Origin of the sequence: Erwinia sp. SLM-02 (assembly GCF_037450285.1) — a bacterium.
Taxonomy (GTDB): Bacteria; Pseudomonadota; Gammaproteobacteria; order Enterobacterales; family Enterobacteriaceae; genus Erwinia.
The window spans coordinates 1-440 of record NZ_JAQISN010000033.1; the positions used below are offsets into that span (position 1 = coordinate 1).

1 rRNA gene is annotated in these 440 nt (G+C 55.0%); it reads right to left on the reverse strand.

What is annotated here, in order from left to right:
• Positions 1–440 (reverse strand): 16S ribosomal RNA (locus tag PGH32_RS24625); the annotation flags it as partial.

A 440-nucleotide genomic window follows, 5' to 3' on the forward strand; every position in this document is an offset into this window, starting at 1 on the left:
GACTACTCGGGTATCTAATCCTGTTTGCTACCCACACTTTCGAGCCTCAGCGTCAGTTGGTGCCCAGTAGGCCGCCTTCGCCACTGGTGTTCCTCCCGATATCTACGCATTCCACCGCTACACCGGGAATTCCGCCTACCTCTGCACTACTCAAGGCCAGCAGTTTTGAAAGCAGTTTATGGGTTGAGCCCATAGTTTTCACTTCCAACTTGCCGGTCCGCCTGCGCTCCCTTTACACCCAGTAATTCCGGACAACGCTTGCCACCTACGTTTTACCGCGGCTGCTGGCACGTAGTTAGCCGTGGCTTTCTTGTAAGGTACCGTCATTATCGTCCCTTACGACAGGAGTTTACAATCCGAAAACCTTCTTCCTCCACGCGGCGTCGCTGCATCAGGGTTTCCCCCATTGTGCAATATCCCCCACTGCTGCCCCCCGTAGG